20 protein-coding genes are annotated in these 21,748 nt (G+C 63.1%); 16 read left to right on the top strand and 4 right to left on the bottom strand.

From position 1 onward, the window contains the following. Nucleotides 1-225 precede the first annotated feature (225 nt). The 6 genes from KHO33_RS34660 to KHO33_RS34635 all read left to right on the top strand — a co-directional run bounded on the left by KHO33_RS34660 (nt 226) and on the right by KHO33_RS34635 (nt 5,744). Nucleotides 226-1,782 (top strand): S53 family peptidase, encoded by a 1,557-nt coding sequence (locus KHO33_RS34660; RefSeq protein WP_200566901.1) that lies wholly within the window; start codon nt 226-228, stop codon nt 1,780-1,782. A 234-nt stretch (nt 1,783-2,016) separates the two neighbouring features. Continuing rightward, on the top strand, nt 2,017-3,681 hold the full coding sequence (locus KHO33_RS34655; RefSeq protein ID WP_200566902.1) for a S10 family peptidase: 1,665 nt from the start codon (nt 2,017-2,019) through the stop codon (nt 3,679-3,681). A 253-nt stretch (nt 3,682-3,934) separates the two neighbouring features. Further along, nucleotides 3,935-4,588 carry a hypothetical protein gene (locus KHO33_RS34650; protein WP_200566903.1) on the top strand — a complete coding sequence of 218 codons (654 nt, stop codon included), beginning with the start codon at nt 3,935-3,937 and terminating at the stop codon, nt 4,586-4,588. Nucleotides 4,589-4,685: 97 nt separating this feature from the next. Continuing rightward, a complete protein-coding gene (locus tag KHO33_RS34645; protein ID WP_054039244.1) occupies nt 4,686-5,036 on the top strand; it encodes a hypothetical protein in 351 nt (116 codons plus the stop codon). Between the two features lie 289 nt (nt 5,037-5,325). After that, a complete protein-coding gene (locus tag KHO33_RS34640; RefSeq protein ID WP_172737774.1) occupies nt 5,326-5,472 on the top strand; it encodes a hypothetical protein in 147 nt (48 codons plus the stop codon). Between the two features lie 5 nt (nt 5,473-5,477). Beyond that, a complete protein-coding gene (locus tag KHO33_RS34635) occupies nt 5,478-5,744 on the top strand; it encodes an RNA-binding protein (RefSeq protein WP_054039246.1) in 267 nt (88 codons plus the stop codon). Nucleotides 5,745-5,865: 121 nt separating this feature from the next. Here the strand turns inward: KHO33_RS34635 and nadE are convergent, their stop codons facing one another. After that, nucleotides 5,866-6,726 (bottom strand): ammonia-dependent NAD(+) synthetase, encoded by an 861-nt coding sequence (gene nadE, locus KHO33_RS34630; protein ID WP_200566904.1) that lies wholly within the window; start codon nt 6,724-6,726, stop codon nt 5,866-5,868. Nucleotides 6,727-7,142: 416 nt separating this feature from the next. Between nadE and KHO33_RS34625 the strand changes: the two genes are divergently transcribed. Continuing rightward, on the top strand, nt 7,143-8,168 hold the full coding sequence (locus KHO33_RS34625) for a L,D-transpeptidase (RefSeq protein ID WP_234480733.1): 1,026 nt from the start codon (nt 7,143-7,145) through the stop codon (nt 8,166-8,168). Nucleotides 8,169-8,307: 139 nt separating this feature from the next. On the opposite strand, the gene KHO33_RS34620 is transcribed toward KHO33_RS34625, so the two are convergent. Both KHO33_RS34620 and KHO33_RS34615 read right to left on the bottom strand, forming a co-directional pair. Next, nucleotides 8,308-9,180 (bottom strand): DMT family transporter, encoded by an 873-nt coding sequence (locus tag KHO33_RS34620; protein WP_200566906.1) that lies wholly within the window; start codon nt 9,178-9,180, stop codon nt 8,308-8,310. A gap of 73 nt (nt 9,181-9,253) precedes the next feature. After that, the gene (locus KHO33_RS34615; RefSeq protein WP_200566907.1) at nt 9,254-10,813 is read right to left on the bottom strand and encodes an ABC1 kinase family protein; all 1,560 of its coding nucleotides are present in this window, start codon (nt 10,811-10,813) and stop codon (nt 9,254-9,256) included. Nucleotides 10,814-10,988: 175 nt separating this feature from the next. Here KHO33_RS34615 and KHO33_RS34610 point away from each other — a divergent pair, with 175 nt between their 5' ends. Next, nucleotides 10,989-11,744 carry a DeoR/GlpR family DNA-binding transcription regulator gene (locus KHO33_RS34610; protein WP_093632798.1) on the top strand — a complete coding sequence of 252 codons (756 nt, stop codon included), beginning with the start codon at nt 10,989-10,991 and terminating at the stop codon, nt 11,742-11,744. Between the two features lie 111 nt (nt 11,745-11,855). Here KHO33_RS34610 and KHO33_RS34605 read toward each other — a convergent pair whose 3' ends face one another. After that, nucleotides 11,856-12,965, bottom strand: coding sequence for a 2-aminoethylphosphonate--pyruvate transaminase (locus tag KHO33_RS34605; RefSeq protein WP_200566920.1), 1,110 nt, complete (start codon nt 12,963-12,965; stop codon nt 11,856-11,858). Nucleotides 12,966-13,340: 375 nt separating this feature from the next. On the opposite strand from KHO33_RS34605, the gene phnS reads away from it, so the two are divergent. From phnS to KHO33_RS34565, 8 genes are all read left to right on the top strand, one after another. Then, a complete protein-coding gene (gene phnS, locus KHO33_RS34600; protein WP_093632797.1) occupies nt 13,341-14,432 on the top strand; it encodes a 2-aminoethylphosphonate ABC transporter substrate-binding protein in 1,092 nt (363 codons plus the stop codon). A gap of 86 nt (nt 14,433-14,518) precedes the next feature. Next, nucleotides 14,519-15,619, top strand: a complete 1,101-nt coding sequence (phnT, locus tag KHO33_RS34595; RefSeq protein WP_054039278.1) for a 2-aminoethylphosphonate ABC transport system ATP-binding subunit PhnT — start codon at nt 14,519-14,521, stop codon at nt 15,617-15,619. Continuing rightward, nucleotides 15,597-16,541, top strand: coding sequence for a 2-aminoethylphosphonate ABC transporter permease subunit (locus tag KHO33_RS34590; protein WP_200566908.1), 945 nt, complete (start codon nt 15,597-15,599; stop codon nt 16,539-16,541). The genes phnT and KHO33_RS34590 overlap by 23 nt, the downstream gene beginning before the upstream one ends. Next, entirely contained in the window at nt 16,531-17,394 is an 864-nt protein-coding gene (phnV, locus tag KHO33_RS34585; RefSeq protein WP_200566909.1) for a 2-aminoethylphosphonate ABC transport system, membrane component PhnV, read from the top strand. The genes KHO33_RS34590 and phnV overlap by 11 nt, the downstream gene beginning before the upstream one ends. A gap of 93 nt (nt 17,395-17,487) precedes the next feature. Continuing rightward, entirely contained in the window at nt 17,488-18,222 is a 735-nt protein-coding gene (locus tag KHO33_RS34580; protein WP_054039280.1) for a phosphonate utilization associated transcriptional regulator, read from the top strand. A gap of 57 nt (nt 18,223-18,279) precedes the next feature. After that, a complete protein-coding gene (phnA, locus tag KHO33_RS34575) occupies nt 18,280-19,536 on the top strand; it encodes a phosphonoacetate hydrolase (RefSeq protein ID WP_200566910.1) in 1,257 nt (418 codons plus the stop codon). Beyond that, nucleotides 19,533-20,984, top strand: a complete 1,452-nt coding sequence (gene phnY / locus KHO33_RS34570) for a phosphonoacetaldehyde dehydrogenase (protein WP_200566911.1) — start codon at nt 19,533-19,535, stop codon at nt 20,982-20,984. Before phnA ends, phnY begins: the two co-directional genes overlap by 4 nt. 4 nt (nt 20,985-20,988) lie before the next feature. Then, nucleotides 20,989-21,549: a phosphonate degradation HD-domain oxygenase gene (locus tag KHO33_RS34565; protein ID WP_200566912.1), complete on the top strand. Its 561-nt coding sequence runs from the start codon at nt 20,989-20,991 to the stop codon at nt 21,547-21,549. The last annotated feature ends 199 nt before the right edge of the window (nt 21,550-21,748 follow it).

The following is a 21,748-nucleotide window of genomic DNA, read 5'->3' as shown; positions in this document are numbered from 1 at the left end:
GCGCGGGTGCTGCACGATGCGCATTGATCGAACGCGACGTTAGCCATTCGGACAACTGCCGCGCATGCCGGAACTGTGTTCGAATGCATGGGTCGGACGATTTGGCGAAGTCCTTGAAACAGCAATCCGCTGCTGGCCACGCGGCGGAGAGTTCGTGGAGGCGCGTGCCGTGCCTGGGGTCCACCTTGCGGCCCGCGCCGTCACGCTAACAGGAGAATCGACACCATGGTCAATAGACAACCGTTGCCAGGAAGCGAGCGCACGGCGGAACAAGGTTCGACAGTCGTTGGGCAATGCGATCCGGCAGAACGGATCGAGGTTTTCGTGATGTTGCGCCGTCCACACCAGGCGCAGTTCGATGCACTGATGAGCAAGATTGAAGCGGGCGACCCGAGCGTCAAACCTCTATCGCGGGAGGCCTTTGCAAAAGATTACAGCGCCACTCCGGACGACATCGCGAAGGTCAAAGCTTTTGCCACTGCACACGGCCTGACGGTGGTGCGGGAAGATCCGGCAGCGCGCCAGGTGGTGCTGAGCGGCACAATCGCGCAGTTCCAGACCGCCTTCGGCGTCAAGCTGGAACATTACCAGCACCACACTGCGGGCCAGTTCCGCGGCCGAACCGGCACGATCAGTGTGCCGGACGATTTGCACGGCATCGTGCAAGCCGTGCTCGGCCTCGATAACCGGCCTCAGGCGCGGCCGCACTTTCGCATCCGGCCGCCGTTCCAGCCGGCCAAAGCGCATCAGGCGTCCTTTACGCCGCTGCAACTCGCGTCGTTGTATCAGTTTCCGCAAGGCGACGGCAGCGGCGAATGCGTCGGCATCATCGAACTCGGCGGTGGGTACAACGCGTCCGACCTCAAGAGTTACTTTGCGAGCTTGGGCGTCGCTTCACCCAAGGTGAAATCTGTCGGTGTCGATCAGGGTAGCAATCAGCCGAGCGGCGACCCGAACGGGCCCGACGGCGAAGTCACGCTCGACATCGAAATCGTCGGTGCGATTGTGCCTGGCGCGACGATCGCGGTCTATTTCACGCAGAACAGCGATGCGGGTTTCATCGACGCGGTAAGCCGCGCGGTGCATGACACGACCAACAAACCTTCGGTCGTCTCGATCAGTTGGGGCGGCCCGGAGTCGAACTGGACCAGCCAGTCGCAGCAGGCGTTCAACAGCGTGCTGCAAACGGCGGCAGCACTCGGTGTGACGGTCTGCGCGGCGTCGGGCGATAGCGGCTCGAGCGACGGTTCCAGCGGCGATCAGGTCGACTTTCCGGCGTCGAGCCCTTACGTGCTGGCATGCGGTGGCACGAGCCTGACCGCATCGGGCACATCGATTTCGCACGAGGTGGTGTGGAACGACGGCGCGCAGGGCGGGGCAGGCGGTGGTGGCGTGAGCCGGACTTTTTCTGTGCCGGTGTGGCAGCAGGGTCTGTCGGCCACTTCGTCGAGCGGCGCGAAGACGGCGCTCAGCGGGCGCGGCGTGCCGGACGTGGCCGGCGATGCGTCGCCCATCACCGGCTATAGCGTATTGATCGACGGCACGCAGACGGTGGTCGGCGGCACCAGCGCGGTTGCACCGCTATGGGCCGCGTTGATCGCGCGGATCAACGCGGCGAAGGGGCAACCGGCCGGCTTCATCAACCCGAAGTTGTACAAGGCGCCGGGCGCGTTCAACGACATCACCCAGGGCAACAATGGCAGCTTCGCCGCGTCGCCAGGCTGGGATGCGTGCACGGGACTCGGCAGTCCCCATGGTCAGAAGGTGGCGGCGGCACTATAGTCTGATGAGTCGCGGTTCAGTCCGGAAGGCGCATCGCTGATTGCCGGCCCCGGCGCTCACCGGCTGTCCGCGCTTGGTCCCGAGTGCGTTGCGTTCAGGCCGCAGGCGGTATGGTGCTTGCCCTCAGGCGACGCAGGCACCGCAGGACACAAAGGTGACATCAAGAGACATCGATACACATCAAGAGAGACACACCAAGACACACCAAGACTTTAACGAATCCATGGAGCGATCATGACGAACACCGAGTCAGCTTCCGTTAGTCCGCAGTCGTCACACAACACGCATGCTTCGTCCGCAACGGCCGCCGCCGGTGCGTCGCACAAAGGTGGAGATCAGCCGTTCTTCGATCCGGTCGCTTATGGCAACGGACCGGACGATTCCGTCACCGATACCACTGAAACAGCCGCGGTCACGCACCATTCGACCACGATCGGCGGCCAGAAGATCAACTACACGGCGACGGCGGGTCACCTCGTCATTGTTGACCCAAGCAGTTCGCAGCCTGAAGCCAAGATGTTCTACGTGGCCTTCACGCAGGACAACCAGAAGGAGGAAACCCGCCCGGTAACGTTCTTCTACAACGGCGGCCCGGGCTCGTCTTCGGTGTTCGTGCTGCTGGGCTCGTTCGCGCCGCGCCGCATCAAGACGTCGATGCCGGGCTTTACGCCGCCCGCGCCGTATTCGATGGAAGACAACCCGGACAGCCTGCTCGACAAGAGCGACCTCGTCTTCATCAATCCGGTCGGCACGGGCTACTCGGCGGCCATCGCGCCGAAGACGAACCGCGCCTTTTGGGGTGTCGACCAGGACGCCGACTCGATCAAGCAGTTCATCAAGCGCTTTCTCACCAAGAACAATCGCTGGAATTCGCCGAAGTACCTGTTCGGCGAGTCTTACGGCACGGCGCGCAGTTGCGTGCTGGCGTACCGGCTGCACGAAGACGGCGTCGATCTGAACGGCATTACGCTGCAATCGTCCATTCTCGACTACACGCAATCGGGCAACCCGGTCGGCGCGTTGCCCACCACCGCGGCGGACGCGTGGTATCACAAGAAGCTCGGCATTGCACCGCGGCCGACCGACCTCGGCACGTTTGCCGAAGAGGTGGCGCAATTCGCGCGCACCGACTACCTGGCGGCGCTGCGCAAGTTTCCGACGACGGATTCCGCAACGGTCGAAAAACTCAGCGAATACACCGGTATCGACAAAACCACCTTGCTTGCCTGGAGCCTCGATATCGCCTCGTACGACAGCCGCGGCAATTCGCTGTTCCTGACCACGCTGCTGAAATCGCAGGGTCTCGCGCTTGGCGAGTACGACGGCCGCGTGACGGCAATCAACACTGGCATCGCCGGCAAGATCGACCCGAATTCCGGCGGCAACGATCCGACCATGACGGCGGTGACCGGCGTCTATACGACGATGTGGAACGTGTATCTGAACGAGCAGTTGAAATACACGTCGAATTCGGCTTTCACGGACCTCAACGATCAGGCATTCCAGTATTGGGACTTCAGCCATATCGATCCGACCGGCGCGCAGAAGGGGCTCGACGCGAAGGGCAACATCATTCTGTACACCGCCGGCGACCTTGCCGCCGTGATGGCGCTCAATCCTGATCTGAAGGTGCTATCGGCAAACGGTTTCTTCGACTACGTCACGCCGTTCTATCAGACCGTGCTCGATCTGCAGCAAATGCCGCTTGTCAGCCAGCAGGTCCGGCAGAATCTGTCGGCGCGTTTTTATCCGTCGGGGCATATGGTCTATCTCGACGGTGGTTCGCGTACCGCGCTCAAGGCGGATCTCGCCAAGATGTACGACACGACGGTGTCCAACACCCAGGCGCTCTTCCGTATCCGCGCCTTGCAGGCTCGGGTGGTGCAAAAGGCGCAGTAGCTTGCGGTTGCGCGGTGCCTGAGCCGTGCCTGGGCGCGGCCCAGGTAACTGCATTGCCTTGGTGCGGTGTGTCGGCACGGTCCTGCCACGTGTATTCGTGCACGCCAGGACCGCGCCGGCGTTCACCTGCGAGCACAGCGGGGTGCATCTTCGCCAAGCTGCGTAGGTATGCGTTGTTCGCGTAGGGATATTGAATGTGTTTTAATTAGTCTGCGAATTGAACTATTGCGCGCCGCTGCCGGCGCGCCGACGAATGAACGCAGGCATTGCAGACAGGCGCCGCATCATCTATTACAGCGACGCAACCAGCAGGACACATCAGGAGGCTCCGTCGACGCTCGCGCGCCGGTGCAGTGCCGCGCGTCCCGGCCGCAAGGTGCGTCTTGCGTTCCTGCTCGGCTTCACCGTGCTACTTGCTTTGCGAATCGGTGAAGTCCGGGCTCAGGATTCATCGATGCTAGACGAGCGCGTCACGCAGGAGTCCGTCGGCGAAACGATTTGCCGACCCGGCTATGCGGACACGGTTGCACCCCCGTTCGACGAATTGATGGCCCGCAAGGACCGCATGCTTGCCGCACGCGGCATCGATGCCGACAACGGTCCCTCTTTCGCGCTGGACAGGCGCGTGCCCATCGTGCTCGGCGGCTCGCCGAACGCACCCGCCAATCTCGATCTTCTGCCGTGGGCAGGCCACCAGGGCGAGCGTCGCAAGGCGCGCGCCGCGGTCATGCTCAAACGCTGCGTTTGCGAAGGGAAGCTGAGCCTCGCGGAGGCGCAAGCCGCGATTGTCGGTAACTGGTCGGTGGTGTATTCGGGCTTCAGCCAGACGTCTTGCGACGTGAGCCGTCTCGATGTCGCAACCGGCGACAGCAACGGACGAGGCGACGGTCGCGAAAGCGCGCCATGAGGCTGCCTGTCTTTGCCTGCGTTGTCCCCGCGGTTGATTCGCGTCCATTCAGCGCCGCTCGCAGCGCGCTGTCCCAACATATTCCCGGAGAACCACCATGACCCATTCACGCCTTACCGCCTTGGCGCTCGCATTCGGCTGTCTGTTCGGCAGCGCTACGGCGCTTGCCGCCGAGTCCGTGCACTGCGGCAGTGCCGACTCGCTGCAGATTCGCGGCGACGTGCCCGCAGCAATCAGTTTCGACGTGTACCGGCAACTGCGGCCGCTGAACGCGCAGCGCGTCGCACTGTTTCAGGCGGCCGGCGAGGTGAAACGCCTGCCGGACGGTTTGACGGTATGTGAAGTTGCCGACGACGGCGTCGACGATCCATCCGCGGTACTGGTTCACGTGCCGCAAGGCAAGAATGCATGGTGGGTGAGCGCGGCAAACGTGCAAGCGGCGGACTGATCCCGACGATCAGCCCGCCCTTTGCCCACGTCCCCCCGTAGGATGCCGGTGGCGATAAATGTCGCTGTCCGGTGCGGCCCGGTTTTTGCGCAGCGTCCGCGTCTGGCGCGTGTGCCGGGCCTGCACCGCTGAATGAACATGTGTTTTGCTATTTTTACGGCCGCTTATTCAGGTACAGTGCATTAACGGAAGTTTTTGTAGGTCCGTTTTTACGACATTGTGTCGCATCGCTTTTGTTGTCGATTGTGGCTATCCTGAAAACAGGACGAAATTCGAAGGGGAGATTTAAATGATTGCCTTCTATCTGACATTGGCTGCTGTGGGTGCGGCCGGCGCCGCCTTGATCCGCGAACTCGCGGCTGCTCAGGCGAAACAGCGTGCAGCGCTGCGCCCGGTGCGGGTACAGGCCGCGGATCGCAGCGCGCGCCGAGGGTAGGCGGCATGAACCTGATCGTGCGCAATATCGCGGAATCGTGCAGCGAGCAGGAAGTGCGTGAGTTCCTCAAGCGTGAGCTTGGGCATTACGCGAAAAACGTCGAGGTGGTCGATGCCGGGAAGCCCAGCGCCTACGCCACGGTCGAGTTAAACGCGGAAGTGCCATATGTGGGCGAGGTGATCGCGCGGCAGATTCACGGCAAGCAGTTAGGTGGCTTGACGCTCGAAGCCAGCGCCGATCTGTTCAGTGACGACACACCGCCTGCTCACTGAGTCAGTCGCAACCGCATTTGCCGATTGCTTCGAATGTGTCGAGCGGTGAGAACGCGCTGCGTCAGGCGCAAATTCCTCGCGTGCGTCCTCCCCGCACATTCCGGTTGTTACTCCCCTTTTTTCATTTCTCGCCTGTCTTCACCGGCCAATCGAACGGCGTGTAGGGCAGCGCCCGCTTGTGCCGCGTGACGTCGTAGAAGCGCAGGACCGTTGCGCGCGCGGCGTCGCTCACTGGTTTGCCTTCCAGAAAGTCGTCGATATCGTCGTAAGGGATGCCGTACGCGTCTTCGTCAGGTCGTTGTGGACGCAACATTTCCAGGTCCGCGGTCGGCACCTTGTGCGCCAGCGATTCGGGTGCGCCCAAGGCTTTGGACAGTGCCCGCACACGACGTTTATTCAGGCCAGTGAGCGGCAGCACGTCGGCGCCGCCGTCGCCGAACTTCGTGAAAAATCCCATCACCGATTCGGCCGCGTGATCCGTGCCGATCACCACGCCCGCCCGCGCGCTGGCTACCGCGTATTGCGCGATCATTCGCTGACGCGCCTTGATATTGCCGTGGACGAAATCCTGCTGGGAGTCGTCGTTAAATCGCACGCCGCTGTTATCCAGCGCGGCGAGCATTGCATCGGCGGCAGGTTTGATGTCGACGGTGAGATTTTCGTCCGCGCGAATGAAGCTCAAGGCCTGCTGCGCGTCGGCTTCATCTTTTTGCACGCCGTAAGGCAAACGGATCGCGACGAAACGCGCGTCGTAATGTTCGGCGCGTAGCCGCTCGACCGCGAGTTGTGCAAGCCGGCCAGCGGTAGTCGAATCGACGCCGCCGCTGATACCGAGCACGTAAGTTTTCAGGCCGTTGCTGCGTAGATAGTTCGCCAGAAAGGCGACCCGGCGCTCGATTTCCTGTGCGGCGTCGAACTCGGCGGCGATGTGCATTTCCGCTGCGATGCTTGCCTGGCGTGCGGCTGGGTCCTGTTGCGTCATGTTCCTCTTTCCTCCATGTGCGGTAACGCGAGTGTCAATCATGAACGCTCGCGTTGATTGCATGAGCGACCGGTTCACGTACGAGTCGATTTTGCGAGCATGTCGTGATGAATCGGTTTCACGGTTTTATCGTGGATATTGGCTTTCAATTCACTTTGCGCTGCTTTTAAAACCGAGGCGCGGAGCGTTGAATATGGGTTGTTAATGCGGTGATTTGGGTGAATTGGCCGAGTCTTCATCGACAGATGCCAATGCGCTTAGTAACATCCTCGTTCCGAGCGCCGCATGAGCCGGCGAGCAGTCAATAATAATCAGGTTTGCTCAAATACGCGATGAACTACCCCAATTGGCCTGGCCAGCCTGCACCGGACCGCAGTACTTCCGCATCGGTAGATCGTCGAAGCGAAGTGGTGTGTATGTCGGATTTACGCTTCGTGCCGCGTTTCGTGCGCGCCGTTGGTTCAGTGCGATGTCTGGCGCGCGTGTTCACGGCTGTCTTTTGTGCGGTGTCATATGGCGTCGCTGTGGCGGCGTCGGGCACGGCGGCTTCTCCATCGGTCTCGGCTTCGGGCGCCACGCTTGCACGGCCATCGGCGTCCGTAGTGGCGAACCACGCGGCGCGCGCGGTCGACGCGTCGGCCGTTGCCGCGCCCGATGCGGCCGGCGTGGTCGACCCACGTCGCGCGTTCATGCTGCGTGACGTGTTCGCGCAAGACGTCACGCGCCGGCTGAAAGTGCCGGCCGCGGAGCAGCGCGCCTATGCCGATCGCCTGCAAACGGCGCTCGGCGAGCACCTGCTCGGCAGCCTGTCGGGCGAGTATGTCGTGCTGGTCGATCGCAACGCCAACGTGCAGGCGCTGTTTATCTATTTCCGGGCAGCGCCGTCCGACGGTTGGCAGATGATCGGCGCTTCGCCGGTCTCGACGGGCCGGCCTGGCGAGTACGACCACTTCATCACGCCGCTCGGCGTGTTCGAACATACGCCGTCCAACATGGACTTTCGCTCAGAAGGCACGCTGAACGAGAACCACATCCGCGGCTATGGCAAGCGCGACATGCGGATCTTCGACCTAGGCTGGGCGCAGGGCGAGCGCGGTTGGGGCAAGGGCGGCATGTCGCAGATGCGTTTCCAGATGCACGCCACCGATCCTGACCGGCTTGAGCCGCTGCTCGGTATTCGCCATTCGAAGGGCTGCGTGCGGATTCCCGCGTCGCTCAACTCGTTTATCGACCACTACGGCATTCTCGACGCTGAATATGTCGCGCTCGTCGAGTCGGGCAAATCGCTGTGGGTATTGAAAAGCGATCGCCAGGTGACGCCGTGGGCGGGGCGCTACATCGTCGTGGTGGATTCGGCGCGCAAGAGCCGCCCGGCCTGGGCGCCGGCCCCGGGCAGCAAGGTGCGCGCGAAAGTGCCGGCCGGCGCCGATACAGCGGATTAAGCGGTGGGTTGAGTGGCAGGTTCGGGTGCTGAGCCGATATCGGACTTGACCACCTTGGCGCGGCCAAACAAGCCGCCCGGAGGACGCGCGACGAACGCGCATTGACCGACGCAGGCCGCTTGGCGTCGATCGAAAAAGCTCACGACCGCGCCAGCACCACGCCCACCAACGCCAACGCAAAGCCAGCGATCTGCACCGGCAGGAGCGTTTCGCCAAAGCCGACATACCCTTCGAGCGCGGCGAGCGGCGGCGCGAGAAACATCAGCGCGGTGGCGCGCGCCGCATCGCCGCGCCTGACCATCCACACCAGTAAGGTGACGCTGATTCCGGAGAGCATCACGATGCCCCACGCCAGCGCCCCCCACAAAGTGGCCGATGCAATCCAGCGATGCTCGCCGAGCACTAGCGCAAGCATCGCCGCAACGGCCGCCGCGCCGAAGTTCTGCACCGCACTTGCGCTGCGGATATCGGCCTTCGCCAGCGAAGTCTTCTGAAACAGCGTGCCTGCAGTGATCGCGCCAATCGCGAGGATCGAAATAAGCACGACCAGCCATGGCGGCGCGTCGCCATGCGAGGCAGACGGCGCGGCCGCGGCGAGTTTCGGTTCGAGAACCAGCACGACGCCGGCGAGGCCGAGCGCCATCCCGGTCCAGCCACGCCGCGAAAGCCGCTCGCCGAATAGCGGGGCCGCGACTGCTGCAGTCGCGAGCGGCTGCAATGCGCCGAGCAAGGCCATCACACCGGCGCTCAACCCCTGTGCGACGGCCCAGTAGCCCGCGCCGAGGTAGACGCCTTGCAGCAGTGCGCCCGCTATCAGGTGCTTGCCGAGATCGCGGCCGGTTGGCCAGGCGGCGCGTGCAGCGAGCGCGGCAAGCGCGAATATCAGCGCGGTGCCGCCGAAGCGCGCGAGCAGGAACAGATTGGGATCGGCATACGGTGTGATCGCCCGGGCGACCACGAAGCCGGTCGACCACAACACGACGAATACAGCGGCGATAGAGGAGGCGAGCATCGGCAAAAGGTCGCTTCAAAAGCCGCCATCTTGCCTGGATACAAGACGCGCGTCTTGTTCGAAGCTGCAATCATCACCACATCAGCAATACCGTCCCCGCGCCGAGTACTCCGCCGCACACCGCGCACGCCCACAGCAGCACACGCGTGCGCCGATATTCACGGCTGATGTCCACCATCAGCTGCGCATTCTGCTGCGGCGTGCGGGCGCGATCGTGCTCATGCTGCAGATAGCGCACGGCCAGTTGCGGCACGCGCGGCAGCATATGCGCCAGATGGGGCAACTCGCGCGAGATGCGCTTGATCCAGCCGCGGTGATCCATGTCGCGCCGCGCTATACCCGCCAGCACGCCGCGTGTGACATTCCACGTATCGACGCCTGGATGCAGCGCACGCGCCAGCATTTCCGCCTGCTGGAACGAGCGCTGGGCGGTGGCGAGCCGCCCGGACACGGCGCCGTCGAACGGATGCACCGCGTGCAGCAGATGATGAAATAGCGAACCCGCCGAGCGGTCCTCCGGCGCGGCTGCAAAGTGCGCTTCGGCGCGCGTGCGCAATTCGGCTTCGAGCATTTCCTTGCGCGTGTCGTCGGACACATGGCCGGCGTCGCGATGCAGTTCGGCAAGCCGGCCGTAGTCCTGGTCGAAGAGCGCAGTCGCGCCGTGCACGAAGAATTCGCGCTCGCCGGTCGATAGACTCGACATGATCGAAAACTCCGCCAGCACGAGGCGCCCCAGCGTGTCCGGTTCGATGCTCACGCGCACCTTGCGCGCATCGAGCGTCGCGTGAAAGAAGCCGTGCTCGAATGCCTGTTCAGTTACCACCTCGACGATATGCGCGGCCAGCGGCGCCAGCTTGACGTGATGCAAATGCAGGCCGGGCAGGTCGCTTGCGGGCAAGGTGCTGACGCGCTGCATCGTCAGTGTCTGGTTGGTGCACAGGTCCCAGATCACGTCCGGCACGACGATGCGCCGGTCGCCGTCGAAATGATGGCCGGTCTGGCTCAGATTGGCGGCTTCGGCGCGCAGATCGAAACGGCGCTGGATGTCGTCGGTGAAGGTCTGCGCCAACGTCCGCAGTTGCAGGCGGCGGGCCGAGCCGGAAAATTTCTCCAGCCAGCGCGCGACCCAGCGCAGAAGCGCGAGCTCGTCGCCGATCTGTTGCAACTGATCGGCGTGCACCAGCTTGATGGCCACTTCGCTATGGCCGTTGACCGGCACGATGAGCCGCGCGAAGTGCGTCTGTTCGGCAAAGCCGCCGCGCACCGGCACCAGATCGACGGCGCTGAAGATCGTGGCGAGCGGCCGGCCGAATGCGCGTGCCAAAGCCTGTTCGGATTCCCGCGGCGGCAGCGCGGCTTCGAGATGATCGATTGCGTCGATGGCGTCGTGCAGGGTGCCGCTCGCGAGTTCGGGCCGTTCGACCAGGGTCTGTGCGAAGCGGCTCGCGAGCGGCCCGAGCGCGGGCAGGACGCCGTGCAGGCTCGCGCCGTTGCGCCCGGCCGCGTGCACACGGCCGATCAGGTCGATCATCCAGTGCAGTTTGTGGTCGGATGGGGCGGCAAGCCAGATCAGGCGTGCGCCATAACGCAACGCGTGGAACAGCAGCAGTAAACGGCGAAACAGTGGCGGCATCGGCAGTTCGGTTGACGGACTACGCGGCTTCGACAGGCGTCGGCGCGCGGCCAGGGCGTTCAGATTAGCAGGTAAGCGCCATAAGAGGAGCGTCCCCGCGCCACGCGTAATACAATACCGCGGCCTTCTCCAATCGTGGCGAAACCCAAGCGTGCCGGTTCCCGGCCTCCAATAGATGCTCGCAGAACAACGTCACCAATACATCCTGGCGCAAGTCGCTAAAACCGGCGCGCTCTCGGTCGCTGAACTGGTGCGCGAACTGAATGTGTCGCGCGAGACCATCCGCCGCGATCTGAATGCGCTGGCCGGGCGCGGTCTGCTCGTCACGACCCACGGCGGCGCGCTCTCCAGCGACCGGCGCGAGCCCGACCTCGATACGCGCGAAGCCGCCAACGCCGGCGCCAAGCGGGCCATCGGCGAACGCGCGGCAGAGTTCGTGCCGGACGGCGCTTCGCTGATCATCGATTCGGGCAGCACCACCCAGGCAGTGGCCCGGGCGCTGCTCGACCGCCATCGGCTGTCGGTCTATACGAACGACTGGCGTATCGCGCTGCTGCTTGGCCGCCGCAACGATAACCGTGTGACGCTGCTCGGCGGCGAGCTGTCGGATATCGAAGACGCCACCTTCGGCCTCGACACTGTGCATCAGCTGACGCAGTACCACGCGGATTTCGCCTTCATCGGCGCGGGCGGCATTTCGCCGGACGGCTACCTGACCGACTACAGCCGCATGGCCGCCGAAGTGCGCAGCCGTATGATCGCCGCCGCCGACATGGTGGTGGTTGTCGCCGACCACTCGAAGTTCGGGCGCGTGACCCCGGTGCGCATCAACGGGATCGAATCGGCGCGTTATCTGGTCACCGAGCTGGCGCCGGAGAAGGCGCTCGGCAAGGCGATCACGGCGCATGGGCCGGAAATCCTGATCGCCTGAGCGGCTGCGCCCATGGAGCACACGGGCGGCAGGTGGCCAGAGCGGAGAAGCGCACGAGCGAGCGCCCCGCATACCTGCGCGCCGCGGCTGCTCCGCGGCATCCACGCCACGTCACTTCACGCGAATCCCAAGCCATTTCAGCGTCCGGTCGATCGCGGCCACTGCTTTACGTAGCTCGTCCGCATCGATCGCGCCGATGCAGCCCACGCGGAATGTGTCCACTTGCGTCAGCTTGCCCGGATACAGCACGTAACCCGCCTCGCGCACCGCGGCATAAAAGTTTGCAAAATTCCACGCGGGGTCGCGCGGCGCGTAGAACGTGACGATCACCGGCGCCTGCACGTCGGGTTTCAGAAACGGTTCGAAGCCGAGCGCTTTCATGCCGCTTACCAACGCCGCGCAGTTCTGCGTATAGCGTGCGCCGCGCGCCGCTTGTCCCCCTTCGGCGATGAACTGATCCAGCGCCTGACGCAAAGCCGCGACCACATGAGTCGGCGGCGTGAAGCGCCACTGGGTCGTCTTCTCCATATAAACGTATTGATCGTACAGATCCAGCGCGAGCGACGGCGAGCGTCCTTCGCTCCGCTCCAGCACGCTGCGCTGCACAATCACGAATCCCATGCCCGGCACGCCTTCCAGGCATTTGCCGCTCGCCGAGATCAGCGCGTCGATGCCGCCGCGCCGCAAATCGATCGGCAGCGCGCCGAACGAGCTCATCGCGTCGACGATCAGGCTTTTGCCGTGCCGCTGACACACCGCGGCGATATCGTCGAGCGGATTGAGCAGACCGGCGCTCGTTTCCAGATGGACTTGCGCGACGTGAGTGATGCGCGAATCAAGATTGAAGGCGTCTTCAATCGCGGCGGGGCTGACGGGTTCGTCCTCATTCAGCGGCAGCTCGACATAAGCGATCCCCATACGCTGCAATATTCGGATCAGACGGGCACAATACGCGCCGTTGTTCGGAACCAGCACGCAGCCTTGACGCGGCACCAGCGTGCCGAGCGCCGCTTCGACCGCGAACGTGCCACTGCCTTGCAGCGGTACGCAAACATAGTCATTTTCGCCATGTACGATTTTGACGAGGTCGGCGCACACGCTATGGGTCATACGGTTGAACGCGGCGTCCCACGAGCCCCAGTCGCGCAGCATCGCCTCGCGGGTTTGCGGCGAAGTGCTCAACGGGCCCGGGGTCAGCAGGATTGGATCGTTTCCAGGAATCACAGCGCCTCCGTCATCAGATGAATGTCCGTCGCCCGGGCAGGGTGACGAAAAGATTGATTTGGATATTATTGGCGAATTGTGTCAATTGTTGGAATTCGCCAGAATCGTCATGGCGTTGTCATGGAAACCTGTGATCCTTGCCGTGCCCGTTCAGGCATGGCCGGCAGCGCGAGTCTCGTAGGTGAGCTGTAAGTCAGGCTGGAGAAGAAGCAGCAAAGTTGTCGGCAATCTGCAATCCCCGCAAATTCGGGCGAAACTGCACTGCAACTGGCTGCGGGCAACACGCAAGCGGCGCGGCGCTACCGCCGTTCAATCACAACAGGTATCGGGATATCCCGACCGTCTGGTTTTTTGCCTTTCGGAGAGAGCGACATGACAAAGACGAATTCCCTTCACGCCACGGCTGGCCTCGCACGCAAACTGTTGCCGGCGCTGATCGCCGCGGCAGCATTCGGCGGCGCGGCGATGCAGGCCCATGCGGCTGACGCCGTGGTGCTGTACACCGCCGACGGCCTCGAAAACCTCTATAAGGATGTGCTGCCGGCCTTCGAAAAGAAGGAAGGTGTGAAGGTCAACATCGTCACGGCAGGTAGCGGCGAAGTGGTGAACCGCGCCACCATCGAGAAGGATCAGCCGAAGGCCGACGTGATCGTCACGTTGCCGCCGTTCATCCAGCAAGCCGACCAGGCCGGCCTGCTGCAGGCTTATCAGAGCGCCAACTACAAGAACGTGCCAGCGATTGCCAAGGCGCCGAACGGTTCGTGGGCGACTTTCGTGAACAACTACTTCTCGTTCGCGATCAACCCGGACGTGACCAAGAACCAACCGAAGACCTTCGCCGACCTGCTGCACCCGGACTACACCGGCAAGGTCGCCTACTCGAACCCGGCTACGGCTGGCGACGGTATGGCCGTGATCATCCTGACCACGTCGCTGATGGGCGAAGACAAGGCGTTCGACTATCTGAAGAAGCTCGAAGAGAGCGCCAAGTTCCACACCAAGGGCACGGGCTACCTCGACGTGCTGCTCTCGCGTAACGAAATCGCCTTCGCCAACGGCGACTTGCAGATGGATCTGGACGATGCAGCGAACGGCGGCCTGTCGCTCAAGCCGATCTTCCTCGCAGCCAAAGCCGGCGATAAGCCGACCACGTTCCAGCTGCCGTACGCGATCGGCCTGATCAAGAACGGTCCGAACCAGGCTGAAGGCAAGAAGCTGATCGACTACCTGATGTCGACCGATGTGCAATCCAAGGTGCCGGACATCTTCGGTATCCCGGGCCGCACGGACGTACCGCTCGCCGGCAAGAACGGCGAAGCAGTCAAGAAGGCGATCGCCGGCGTGACGCTGATCCCGGTGGACTGGACGCAAGTGATGGCGAAGAAGGCGGACTGGACGGCACGTTGGAAGAGCGATGTGATCGGTTCGTCGGGCAAGCAGCTCGAAGTCGTCAAGCCGAAGTAAGCCGCAGTTCGCAATTGAGTCAGGCGGCGCTTCCCGCATCCGTGCGGGCGCCGTATCAGCATTAATCCAGTTGGAGGATGAACCCGGTGAATACGGCCAGTCTTGCTCACCCAGGCGCGCTCGGCGCCTCACCGGACGCGCTCGACGGCGCGCGTTCGAACACGCCGGGCGGCGTACAGATCGACCATCTGACGGTGCGCTTCGGCACGCGCACCGTGCTCGACGATCTGTCGCTGACCATTCAGCGCGGCGAGTTGCTCACCGTGCTCGGCCGCAGTGGTTGCGGCAAGACCACGCTGTTGCGCTTCATCGCCGGGTTCATCGAAGCGGACGGACTGTCGGGCACCTTGACCGTTGCCGGTCACGACCTGACGCACGTGCCGCCGCATAAGCGCAATCTCGGCTTGCTGTTCCAGAGCTATGCGCTATTCCCGCATCTATCGGTATTCGACAACGTGGCTTTCGGCTTGCGTGCGCGCCGCACGCAGTCGAAGGATGTCGCGCGACGTGTCGCTGATGCCTTGAAGCTCGTGCAACTGGGCGACGCCGGGCATCACATGCCCGCGCAATTGTCGGGTGGTATGCAGCAGCGCGTGGCGCTCGCGCGTGCGCTCGTGATCGAGCCCGATGTGTTGTTGCTCGACGAACCGCTTTCCGCACTCGACGCCAATCTGCGCGCCTCGGTGCGTTCCGAGCTGAAGGCGCTGCACGAGCGCCTGCCGAATCTGACGATCGTCTGCGTGACGCACGATCAGGACGACGCGCTGGTGCTGTCCGACCGTACGCTGCTGATGCGCGAAGGCCGCATCGCGCAACTCGGCACGCCGCAGCAGTTGTACGACACGCCGAACGACGGTTTCGTCGCGCGCTATCTGGGCGCGGCCAATCTGTTGCCGCCGCAGGTGGCATTCGGCATGGACGACGTGCGCTACAACGAGCGCGAGCGGGTGGCCTGTCTGCGTCCGGAAGCGTTGCGTATCGTGCCACTTGGCGAAGGCCAGTTGCATGGCGCGATTACGTCGGTCGAATGGTACGGCGCGGTGCTGTCGGTGTCGGTCGCTCTGGACGCGATGCCTAACGAGCCCGTGCTCGTCACCATGCAGCGTGGCCACGGCATGATGCCGGAGAAGGGCGCGCGTGTTTCCCTGCGTTATGAGGCTGACGATGTCGTCCTTATCAACCCCTGATACCCCCAATTCGATCAGCGAAGCCGCTGGCGATGCCCGCCGCAGCGCGAGCGCGGCCTCGCACACGGCGGCGGTGAAGCGACGCGAACGCGCGGCGCAATGGCACCTGCTGTTCCTTGCGGTGGTCGTGCTGGGTCCGCTGGTGATCTATCCGCTCGTGCGTCTGGTACTGCTGAGTTTCACCGGTCCGCATGGTTTGAGTCTGCAGGCCTACTCGGCGTTTTTCGGCAATCCGGAAACGCGCGGCGTAGTCGGCACCACGCTGTGGATTCTGTGTGTGAGCGCCGGGCTTGCGTCCTTGCTCGGTATCGGTCTCGCGTCGCTATTGTTCTTCAAGCCGTTTCCCGGTGCGCGCATGGTCACGCGTTTTCTTGAACTGTTCGTCGCGTTCCCCTCGTTTCTGGTCGCGTTCACGCTGATCTTTCTGTACGGCTCGCAAGGCTCGGTCAGCATCGCCTTGCAGCAGCTGTTTCATCTCGAGGCGCCGCCGCTCAATTTCCTGTTCGGCGTGGGCGGCGTGATTCTCGCGGAAGTGGTCTTCTACGCGCCGTTCGTCGTGCGTCCTACGCTGGCGTCCTTCGCCACGCTCGACATGCGTCTGATCGAAGCCGCCCGCAGTCTCGGCGCGAGCGGCTGGATGGTCGCGTTCAAGGTGATCCTGCCGCTCGCGTGGCCGGGCATCGCCGCGGGCACGATCCTGTGTTTTCTGCTGACGTTGAACGAGTTCGGCATTCTGCTCGTGCTCGGCAGCGCGCATCTGATTACGCTGCCGGTCGCGATCTACAGCTCGGCGACCGTCGACCTGGATCTGCCGACCGCCGCCGCCGGCGCGGTTGTGATGCTGATCATGTCGTTGTCGCTGTACGCGTTGTACCGCCAGGTGAACCGTCGCAAGGTGAAAGGAGCGGGTCATGGCCGTTGAACTCGACCCAACCGTTTTGCCGGTCATGCACAAGAAGGCGCGATCGGTGCGCCGCAGTCTGCCGGTGCGCATACTCGGCAGTCTGTTTCTCGGCTTTGCCGCGTTACTGTGCTTCTGGCTGTTCGTGTTGCCGGTGCTGGTGGTCGCGCTGTCGAGCGTCGCCGGGCACTGGTCGGGCACGATCCTGCCGGACAGCCTCAGCACGCGCTGGTTCGAGCGGCTAGGTTCCAGCGACTTCGACGCGCTGACGACGAGCCTCGGAATCGGCATGGGCGTCGCCGTGCTCGGCACGATTCTCGGGCTTTGGCTGGCACTGGCGCTCGAAGGCCGTGACCGCCGTGGTCTCGGCGCATTCGTCGACACCATTGCGATGATGCCCAACGGCGTGCCGAGCGTGGTGCTCGGGTTGGCCGTGCTGATCGCGTACCACAAGCGTCCGCTCGATCTGTCGAGCTCGGCGGCCATCGTCGTGTTCGTGCAGCTCGCGCTGGTGCTGCCGTTCTGCTGCCGCTGCGCGGCCGCCGCGTTGCGCCCGGAATTGACCATTCTGCGCGAAGCGGCGGCGAGCCTCGGAGCCCCGCCGTCGATGGTGCTGCGTCGCGTCGTGCTGCCGCAACTGGTGCCGGCGATCCGCGCAAGTCTCGCACTTGGCTTCGCGCTCTCGCTCGGCGAACTCGGCGCCACGCTCACCGTATACCCGCCAGGCTTTGCGACGGTGCCGATCGTGGTGGTCGGGCAGGTGGAGCGCGGGTATTACCTGCCGGCCTCCGCGTTGTCGCTGATTCTGCTGATGGTCTCGCTTGCTGCGCTGCTGCTGATCGCGGCGCGTGTCCCGCGCCGTCGGGTGGACTGACGGGCATCTTCTGATTGTTGTGTTTGCGTGCGCATGCCTGGCGGCGGGCGCGCAAACACGCAAACACATATCGATGTGGCGAAATTTGTCAAAATGACCGAATATATGCAAACTGCTTCTGTCGATCCGATTGAGGTTGTGCGCAGGCATTCGCTGACGACGCTGGTCCGCGACGAAATCGAACGGCACATCATCGAAGGGGCGATCGCGCCCGGCGACAAACTCAACGAAGCCGACTGGGCCGCGCGTCTGCAAGTGTCGCGCGGGCCGGTGCGCGAGGCGTTTCGCGCGCTGGAGCAAGCGGGTCTCGTGCGCACCGAGAAAAACCGCGGCGTGTTCGTGCGGACAGTATCGCTGGCGGAAGCGGACGAGATTTATGCGGTGCGCGCGGTGCTTGAGGAAGCGGCGTGCCGCCTGCTGGCTTCCCGTATCGATGCGCAGAAGCTTGCGGTGTTGCGCGAGTGGCTCGACGCGATGCGTGCCGCGCTCGATGCACAGGATCACGATGCCTACGCGCGCGCCAACGTGGCGTTTCACGACGCGATCGTGGCGGCGTCGGGCAATGTGAAGTTGTATGAGACCTATCGAAGGCTGGTGAGCGAATTGAGTCTGTTTCGCCGCGCCGCGCTGGTGGTGCATGCCGATGCGATGGAACGCTCGCTCGCCGAACATCGCGCGATTCTGACGGCGCTGGCCTCGCGCGACGCCGAACATGCCGCGGCGTTGATGCATGCGCATGTGAACGGCGGCCTGCAGCGCGCGCGTGAGGCGTGCGAACCCGCAGGGCAGTTGGGCGCGGTGCGGATGTCGGCGGCGTCGAACGATTGAGACTGGCTGCAACGGATTGACTGGAGCACACGTGCTCTCAACGGATGGAAGGTAACAATGGCAAACGCAAGCGAACGTACGATCGAAGTCAACGGCCGCAGTTACCGGCTGCCATCGCAACCCACGGTCGTAGTGTGCGTCGACGGCTGCGAATACGATTATCTCGAAGCTGCGGTCGCGGCCGGCGTCGCGCCTTTCATCGGCAAGATGCTTAAGGGCGGCACGGCCTTCAAGGGCGACTGTGTGATTCCGTCGTTCACCAACCCGAATAATCTTTCGATCGTGTGCGGTGTGCCGCCCTCGGTGCACGGCATTTGCGGCAACTACTTCTGGGACCCGGACGCGAACGGCGGTGAAGGCGCGGAAGTGATGATGAACGATCCGGCCTATCTGCGCGCGGGGACTTTGCTGGCTGCCGCGGCGGAAGCGGGCGCGGCCGTCGCTGTGGTCACCGCGAAAGACAAGCTGCGCCGGCTGCTCGGCTGGCAATTGAAGGGCATCTGCTTCTCGGCGGAAAAAGCCGACAAGGTGACGCACGAAGAAAACGGCATCGATGAAGTACTCGATCTGGTCGGCTTGCCGGTGCCCGATGTGTATAGCGCAGGTTTGTCCGAGTTCGTGTTCGCCGCCGGCGTGCGGCTGGCTGAAACCCGCAAGCTCGACCTGATGTATCTGTCGACCACCGATTACATCCAGCACAAATGGGCGCCGGGTACCGAAGGCGCGAACGCGTTTTACGCAATGATGGACGGCTACCTCGCCAGGCTCGATGCGCTCGGCTGGGTGATCGGCCTCACCGCCGACCACGGCATGAACGCCAAGCACGATCCGAAGACCGGCGAGCCGAATGTGATCTATCTGCAGGACGTGCTGGACGATTGGCTTGGCGTTCGCCGCGCCCGTGTCATCTTGCCGATTACCGATCCCTATGTCGTGCATCACGGCGCGCTCGGTTCGTTCGCGACGATTTACCTGCCGTACGATGTGAGCGTTACGCAGGTGATCGAACGGATCGGCGGATTGCAGGGCATTGAAGTCGTGCTCGACAATCGCGCCGCGTGCGAGCGCTTCGAGCTGCCGAACGACCGCGTCGGCGATATCGTCGTGGTGAGTACCCGGCATGTGGTGCTCGGCACGCGTCGCGATGAGCACGATCTGTCCGGACTGACCGTGCCGTTGCGCTCGCACGGCGGGATCTCCGAGCAGGAAGTGCCGTTGCTGTTCAATCGCCGCGTCGAGGGTTTGCCTTCCGGGAAACGGTTGCGCAACTTCGATATCTTCGACGTCGCTTTGAATCACGTGTCACCATCATGAACGCCGCGCTGCGGGACCATCCGGCATTTCGGGCGGAAGCGTTGCGGCTTAAAAGCGAGCACGCGATGCGCTCGCGCACGCTCGACGTGTTCGATCCTTATTCAGGGACTCGGGTGGGCACGGTCCCGTTGGCGAGCATCGAAGATGTACGCGCCGCGTTCGAATACGCCGCCGCCTATCAGGCGAAGCTCACACGCTACGAGCGCTCGCAGATCCTCGAACGCGCCGCAGCGTTGCTGCGGGAGCGGACTGAAGAAGCTTCTGACCTGATTTCGCTCGAGTCGGGTTTGTCGAAGCAGGATTCGCGCTATGAGATCGGCCGCGTCGCCGATGTGTTCAAGTTCGCCTCGATCGAAGCCTTGCGCGACGACGGGCAGAGTTTTTCCTGCGATTTGACACCGCATGGCAAGAAGCGGCGGGTGTTTTCGCAGCGTGAGCCGCTGGCGGGTGTGATCGTCGCGATTACGCCGTTCAACCATCCGATGAACCAGGTCGCGCACAAGATTGCGCCGGCTATTGCAACCAATAATCGCGTGGTGCTGAAGCCGTCCGAGAAGGTGCCGTTGTCGGCGTTTTATCTGGCGGACATTCTTTATGAAGCGGGTTTGCCGACGCCGATGCTGCAGGTGCTGACCGGCGATCCGCGCGAAATCGCCGATGAACTGATTACGCATCCTTTGGCCGATCTTGTCACTTTCACCGGTGGCGTGGCGATCGGAAAATACATTGCGGCGAAGGCGGCTTACCGGCGCGTTGTGCTGGAACTGGGCGGCAACGATCCGCTGATCGTGCTCGAAGACGCCGACCTCGATCGTGCGGCAACGTTGGCCGTGCAGGGTTCGTATAAGAACTCCGGGCAGCGGTGTACTGCAGTCAAGCGGATCCTGGTGCAGAAGAGCATCGCGGCGGATTTCACCGATCTGGTCGTCGAGAAGACGCGCGCGTGGACCTATGGCGATCCGTTCGACGCGGCCAATCAGATGGGCACTGTGATCGACGTCGCCGCGGCGCAACTATTCGAGGCGCGTGTGAACGAGGCTGTGGCGAGTGGCGCGCGCTTGCGCATCGGAAACCAGCGTGACGGCGCGCTTTATTCGCCGACGGTGCTGGATGGCGTCGACCCGTCAATGACATTGGTACGCGAGGAAACGTTCGGCCCGGTGTCGCCGATCATCACTTTCGATACGCTCGACGACGCCATTCGTATTAGTAACGGGACGGCGTTCGGGTTGTCGTCCGGTGTGTGCACGAACCGGCAGGACGCGATCACGCGCTTCATCAATGAATTGCGCGTGGGAACAGTCAACGTGTGGGAAGTGCCAGGGTACCGGATCGAACTGACGCCGTTCGGCGGCATCAAGGATTCTGGGCTTGGCTATAAGGAAGGTGTTCAGGAAGCGATGAAGAGCTTCACCAATCTGAAGACCTTTTCATTACCGTGGGAGTAAGAACGTGGCATTGAGTCTGAACGATATCCGTTCGTTATATGAGCAATACGGCAAGCTCGCCTATAGCGGTGAGCCGGTGACGCAGCTTGAACATGCGCTGCAAAGCGGCGCACTGGCGGAAGAGGCGGGTGCCGACGATGAACTCGTCGCCGCCGCGTTTCTGCATGACCTCGGCCATCTGCTGAATCTGCAAGGGGAAACGCCGACGGAGCGGGGCATCGACGATCTGCATCAGTATTTCGCGCTGCCGTTCTTGCGGCCGGTGTTGTCGGACGCGGTGCTGGAGCCGATCCGGTTGCACGTCGACGCCAAGCGCTGCCTCTGCGCAATCGACGATGCGTACTTCGGCCAGCTTTCCGCTGATTCGGTGCGGAGCCTGGAACTGCAAGGCGGCATCTTCAGTAAGGAAGAGGCTGAGGTGTTCCTGCAGAAGCCCTATGCGGAAGACGCCTTGCGTCTGCGCAAATGGGACGACCGCGCAAAAGAAGGGAACCGCACGACGCCGGGGCTCGATCATTATTTGAGCGTTGTCGAGCGCGCGATGCAGAAGCACGTGGCTGCCTGAACGAGGTGGTTTTCGGCTGAGCTTCGGGTGAGCTTGTTGTGCCACTCGTTTTCAATTCTCGCGCCATTTCTGGCGCAGTCCATGCGTATCAAAATAACGCTTGCAAGGGGCCGTGCGGCTCGCTAGAATCTCGCTCTTTCGTGCTTCGGACACCGGGGCACGGGAAGCGGGAGAGCCAGCAGTGGCAAGGCTTTGCGCG

This window comes from Paraburkholderia nemoris (assembly GCF_905221015.1).
GTDB classification, from domain to species: domain Bacteria; phylum Pseudomonadota; class Gammaproteobacteria; order Burkholderiales; family Burkholderiaceae; genus Paraburkholderia; species Paraburkholderia nemoris.
The sequence above is the reverse complement of the archived record's forward strand: the minus strand, read 5'-3'. Positions and strand labels throughout refer to the sequence as shown.